The sequence below is a fragment of the Methanospirillum sp. genome, assembly GCF_035406105.1.
Lineage (GTDB): Archaea > Halobacteriota > Methanomicrobia > Methanomicrobiales > Methanospirillaceae > Methanospirillum.
In genome coordinates, this window is sequence record NZ_DAONKG010000185.1 from 1 (window position 1) to 4951 (window position 4951).

At 46.7% G+C, this 4951-nt stretch carries 6 protein-coding genes, 1 tRNA gene and 1 pseudogene; 2 read left to right on the forward strand and 6 right to left on the reverse strand.

Going from position 1 to position 4951, the window contains the following annotated elements; genetic code table 11:
• Window positions 1-227: pseudogene (locus tag PLA23_RS10410) on the forward strand (IS1634-like element ISMhu5 family transposase); the annotation flags it as partial.
• Between the two features lie 222 nt (window positions 228-449).
• Here the strand turns inward: PLA23_RS10410 and PLA23_RS10415 are convergent.
• The 3 genes from PLA23_RS10415 to PLA23_RS10425 all read right to left on the reverse strand — a co-directional run bounded on the left by PLA23_RS10415 (window position 450) and on the right by PLA23_RS10425 (window position 1853).
• A tRNA-Val gene (locus PLA23_RS10415) sits at window positions 450-523 on the reverse strand.
• Window positions 524-570: 47 nt separating this feature from the next.
• On the reverse strand, window positions 571-1011 hold the full coding sequence (locus PLA23_RS10420) for a hypothetical protein (RefSeq protein ID WP_324475136.1): 441 nt from the start codon (window positions 1009-1011) through the stop codon (window positions 571-573).
• Between the two features lie 113 nt (window positions 1012-1124).
• Window positions 1125-1853 (reverse strand): helix-turn-helix domain-containing protein, encoded by a 729-nt coding sequence (locus PLA23_RS10425; protein ID WP_324475137.1) that lies wholly within the window; start codon window positions 1851-1853, stop codon window positions 1125-1127.
• 93 nt (window positions 1854-1946) lie between these two features.
• Here PLA23_RS10425 and PLA23_RS10430 point away from each other — a divergent pair, with 93 nt between their 5' ends.
• On the forward strand, window positions 1947-2657 hold the full coding sequence (locus PLA23_RS10430; RefSeq protein WP_324328869.1) for an HAD family hydrolase: 711 nt from the start codon (window positions 1947-1949) through the stop codon (window positions 2655-2657).
• Here PLA23_RS10430 and PLA23_RS10435 read toward each other — a convergent pair.
• The 3 genes from PLA23_RS10435 to PLA23_RS10445 all read right to left on the reverse strand — a co-directional run.
• The gene (locus tag PLA23_RS10435; protein ID WP_324475138.1) at window positions 2639-3700 is read right to left on the reverse strand and encodes a sensor histidine kinase; all 1062 of its coding nucleotides are present in this window, start codon (window positions 3698-3700) and stop codon (window positions 2639-2641) included. The genes PLA23_RS10430 and PLA23_RS10435 overlap by 19 nt on opposite strands.
• 79 nt (window positions 3701-3779) lie before the next feature.
• Window positions 3780-4706, reverse strand: coding sequence for a CAP domain-containing protein (locus PLA23_RS10440; protein ID WP_324328872.1), 927 nt, complete (start codon window positions 4704-4706; stop codon window positions 3780-3782).
• Window positions 4707-4762: 56 nt separating this feature from the next.
• The coding region (locus PLA23_RS10445) for a hypothetical protein (protein WP_324475139.1) at window positions 4763-4951 on the reverse strand (189 nt) is incomplete at its 5' end.

Genomic DNA, 4951 nt, shown 5'->3' on the forward strand with positions numbered 1-4951 from the left:
TGGCTGATGCGAAAGAGACTGGAAGAAGAGAAACAGACGGTGTTGAATCAAAAAAGAAACCAACTTCGAAACCAACCCTGAAGTGGAACTTTTTCAAATTGAGAGAGATTAAATCGGGAATCGTTTGCTTTCATGATGGTGTGCATTCATCAGTTCAACGGTTGAATGAGGAACTACTTAAAATTCTCAAACTACTCGGGTCAGAGTACGAAAAATTCTACACTTGATTTTAGATCTGCCGAATGTGGGATAAGAATACCTCCACATTACTCATGAATTAATATCAGAAATATAATTTTGATGTATTTACAGATTTAGGTTTTTTGTTAAAGTCATTAATAACTCTGACAATTTTGTGAATCCGTTCAATAAATTTCAAAATCTGATAGAAATTTAGATTCATACCAAAATTCAGGATAAAAAGTGGGAAAAAATATTATCCCCCCTTATGGGCCCAGCCGGATTCGAACCGGCGACCTCCGCCGTGTAAAGGCGGTGTCATAACCAACTAGACCATAGGCCCGTGCGCCTTACAAGGTATACTTCAGAACATATAAGGATTATCTATTTCTATCCGGCAAAATTATGGTACACATGCACATTAAATAGCCCGGATGCCATGTACCGCTGACGATCCTCTATCATCTCGGTCGGACTGTCAACCAGGGTGGACAGACTTACCTGAACCCAGCCTTTTCCCATCGGCTTCTCTGGCTCCGGAGCCCTAAGTGGAGCCATCTTCCCGTTCGGCGCTAGAAACCCGGCCGGAACCGGAGCGGTCACATTCATGGACGGAGCAGGACGCTCCGCTACCTCGGCTGAAAACGTCAGAACCGGACCGGTCTCTTCCCTGACAACCGGAATATCGCTCGGATACTCAGAAAGAAGCATCAGATTTCTCGTTGGAATAATCTCATCAGGATCCCCTGACAGCTGAGGCGACATAATGAGAACCGGCAGTACCAGGATGAAAAACAGTACAGGAAACAGAATATGATAAAGTATTCGCATGCTCCCCCTGCATGCAGCATCCCAGGGCATACACCGGTGCAAAACCCCACCAGTCACACCGGAGAATGCCCGGTATACACTATGTTAGTGGCGCAGCACAAAAACTCTCTGGTTTACCTCTGTGCTGAAGCTTTGTAAGTGAGAATATCCCGCCCATGAATAAGCCAGGATCTGCCAACCTTCCGTGCAGTAATCTTCTTTTCCTTGATATACTTCCGCATTGTTGAAACTGAAATACCAAGAGCGACTGCTGCTTCTGTCTGGCTGTACTCCTTATCAGTCCTGATCTTCATGGAACCCATCTCCATCGCATCCATTACCGGGGCGACCGGTTGTTTCTGCACCTTAACCAGGGCTTCTTCTGCAAGATTTCCAGGCAGGGGCATATCAGAATCGATCACCGCTGGTAATGATGAACCCGCGGCCGGACTTGTGAGATCGATCAGATCAGGAAAGAGCGTCTTTGGCTGCTGAATGGGAGGACGTATGGCTCTTCCCTCAAGCAGGCAAAGCCGACGTTCAAGATCCGCAATCAGTTCCTCATGCCGTGCAACCATTCTGGATAGATCTGCTGATGGTGAAGTCAGTCCCGATGATGGACCGGAGGAATGAGTCAGATCCTGAAAATCAGGTGTGACCCCTTTGGAGATGGACTGAATATATGACGAGATAATATCCCGGACAAGTGCTGAAAGGGTCGTATTCTGATGTTCTGCAATCTCCAGCAGTTCATTAATATATTCTTCATCAAGAGATATTGTCAGATCCTTTCTCATATTATCCAGGACAACAACGTCCTGTACACCTCCGTAGACAAACGAATGAAAATATGAGCGATACATGAATATGGTTTTACCGATACATTGCCTGAAAAGGCCTCCCTTCTACACCATTCACAAACATACTATGGTACCCGCGACAATGACATACACGTCATGGACAATCCATCCGGTCGCTCTCCTGATGCTATCCTCTTTGATCTTGATAATACCCTCTGCACGTTTATTGATGCAAAATTTGCAGCATGCCGGGCGGTCACTGATTTTCTGGGGACAGGAAATATGGAAGAACTCTTTCAGTACTTTCTCAGGCCGGTTCATTCATTTGAATCCCCGCAGCATATCACCGACTATATGAAGGCAAAGGGGGTATTTAGCCCCGTTGCTGCTGAGCATGCAATTCGTCTGTTTGAGGAGGAAAAGATAGCACATATCCGTCCGTACCCCGGTGTTCATCACACTCTCAAATCCCTTGCATCAATGGGCATTAAAATGGCTGTTGTTACTGATGCAGCAAGTAAGCAGGCAAGGCAGCGATTGAAGAAATGTGATATTGACGGATTTTTTCCAGTCCTTATCACTCCTGATCGATCAGGGAAACGAAAACCGGACCATACCCCGTTTCAAATGGCCCTTAAGGAACTGAACGCTTCCGGTACCATCTGGCTGGTCGGTGATTCAATACGAAGAGAAGTGATACCCGGGCAACAACTTGGCTTTTTAACCATATATGCCCGGTATGGAGATTATTTTATGCACTCTAATCCTGAATGTACACCTGATCATACCATTGATCAGTTTTCAGAGCTGCTCTTTGTGACAGGGCTCATCCGCCATATACCAGATCATCAGGTACCAAACCGGTAGGTATCTGGAGGAAAGATCAACTCAAACCTGGCCCCTTCCCCATATACCCCCGTCTCGCGGATAGTAATTCCGGTGATATCCAGGATCTCCGAGGCCAGATAGAGGCCATACCCTTTTCGGTCTGCATAGGTGCGGGAGAATATCCGCTCTTTTTGATCCGGATGGACACCAGGACCTGAATCCTCAATAATGAGTGCAAGACCCTCTGGTATCATGTCACATGAGAACCTGATCCTGACACCTTCACCCCCGTACTGAAGACTGTTGTTAACCAGTTCATAGATGACCACATCAAACATCCGGTCAACATAAATGAACAGCCCGTTGAGTTGAACATCGGCTCTTATTTTTCCGGTAAATTCATGGCGGTCGAGGATACGCCGGACAGACGGGCCAGCTTCGATAAATGCTGGAGGACGGATACCCAGATCCTGATACGTGCGGGTAAGTTCAGCAATCCGGCGGATCCGACTGCTCAGATCACGACTCTTCCTGACAAGAAGATGGACCTCATCGTCATCCACAATCTCATCAATGATGTCAATATATCCGGTTATCCCCATCATAAGGTTTAAGATATCATGACGGACGATAGCATTGAAATAATTCAGTTTCTCGTTTGCCTTTCTGACCGCCCGTTCATTTCTGATATATTCTGATAAGTCGCAGGAATCAGGCTCAGAAACACCATTGCCATTTTTCGTCCAGATTAGAGAGAAACGGCCGGACGTCAGACGGGATATGACACCAGGCCATATTCTGTCTGAACCAGGAATTGAAAGCAGTATCTTTTTTGTATCACCCGGAGTCATATCAAAAGCATCACGGAAGATTTCATGAAGGAGAAAGGCAATATCTGGCGGAAAAACCGTCTCAATATCCATGCATTCAGAAATTGGTAAAGACGGAGAAAAGGAAGTGATCTCATCAGACGGAAGACAAAACTCCAGACGATCCTCATAAGCCCGGACAAACCAGCAGATCCCCGGGGTCAACAGGAATTCCCAAGGGTGCGATAAATCCGGACTGGTTGTACCTTCCATGATATCTGGTATATTAGCGTCTTTCCAGCAATCCTAAATAATTTCTTATTTTATCTGTTCAGAAACAGGAGTATTCTGATCACCAGAATTCCGAAACAGCATAATAATACTCACCATTCCAGAATAAGCCTGCGCCAAACCTATCTGCAAGGGGATCAAGGATATTTTTCCGATGGCCTGGACTTTTCATCCACCCATCCATCAGAGCCTGACCAATTGCAGTGCCGTTGGTGGGATCTACATATCCGACTCCGGCAACCATACCGGTGCCGATATACGCGAGATTTTCAGCAATTCCAATCCTGACTCCGCCCTCAATATCCTTTGTAACCGGATACCCCGTTTGTTTTGCCCGTTCTGATGGTCCGTCGCCATTTTTGTCGGTATGGGAAAGCCGGCCGGTACGGGCTGACTCCTCTGCGTATTTCTCTGCAATATTGGCCAGGTTTTCATCCCATATCAGGGGTTTCAGGCCTTCCTCAATCCGGTTCTGGTTAGTAACCGTCTGGATCGTGGAGATTATCTCCTTATGGAGAGCCTCCCTGTCAGGGAGGGGTTTTGAGAGAACCGGAACCGGGGATGTGATTCTTGCTATGGTTCCCGTCTTTTCAGGATTCCGGCCGCTCCCTTTCACATACCCATAGACATAATACTGGCCGGAGGGAAGATCTTTGGATACCGTTCCGATGTAGGGAAGAGTGATATCAGTTCCAGGACGAATCGGATCAACCGGGAGAGCACTGATGGTCGCATTCAAATCAGGATTATCAGGTGATCTGAAAAAGATATACAGGGTGGTAATGCCACTTGTCTGGTCACCTGAATTCCTGACGGTAACTGTTCCCTGGTATGGATAGCCCTGATATGCCGCCTCTTCTCCTGTAAGACCAGAAATGGTGAGGGAGGGGCCGGTTGAAACGGCACCCGCCGGCATATGAAACAGGATGAGGACGATAAAGAAAATTGTACTGATATAAACCAGATTATTTCTATTCGGGAGATTCATCAGACAAGAGAGATGGTTTGTACGGAAAAAACAAATTTCCGGTACGGGGAAAAAAGTCAGACCTCATCAGGTTCTAAGTCTTCAAATTCGATATCGGTCAGATCCCCGTCGCCAGATAAGTCATCATCCATCATGGACTCATCAAGTGGCATATCAAAGTCTGATAGTCCTTCATCAGAGAGACCGCCGCTCTCAGCGGTCTCAGCTGCATCTTCTCCCATGTCGGAAAGGTCATCATCAAGCGA

Bases quoted from the DNA above. Each gene is read 5' to 3' on its own strand.
- PLA23_RS10420 (WP_324475136.1), bottom strand. From the start codon at position 1,011: ATGCGAATACTTTATCATATTCTGTTTCCTGTACTGTTTTTCATCCTG.
- PLA23_RS10425 (WP_324475137.1), bottom strand. From the start codon at position 1,853: ATGTATCGCTCATATTTTCATTCGTTTGTCTACGGAGGTGTACAGGAC.
- PLA23_RS10430 (WP_324328869.1), top strand. From the start codon at position 1,947: ATGGACAATCCATCCGGTCGCTCTCCTGATGCTATCCTCTTTGATCTT.
- PLA23_RS10435 (WP_324475138.1), bottom strand. From the start codon at position 3,700: ATGGAAGGTACAACCAGTCCGGATTTATCGCACCCTTGGGAATTCCTG.
- PLA23_RS10440 (WP_324328872.1), bottom strand. From the start codon at position 4,706: ATGAATCTCCCGAATAGAAATAATCTGGTTTATATCAGTACAATTTTC.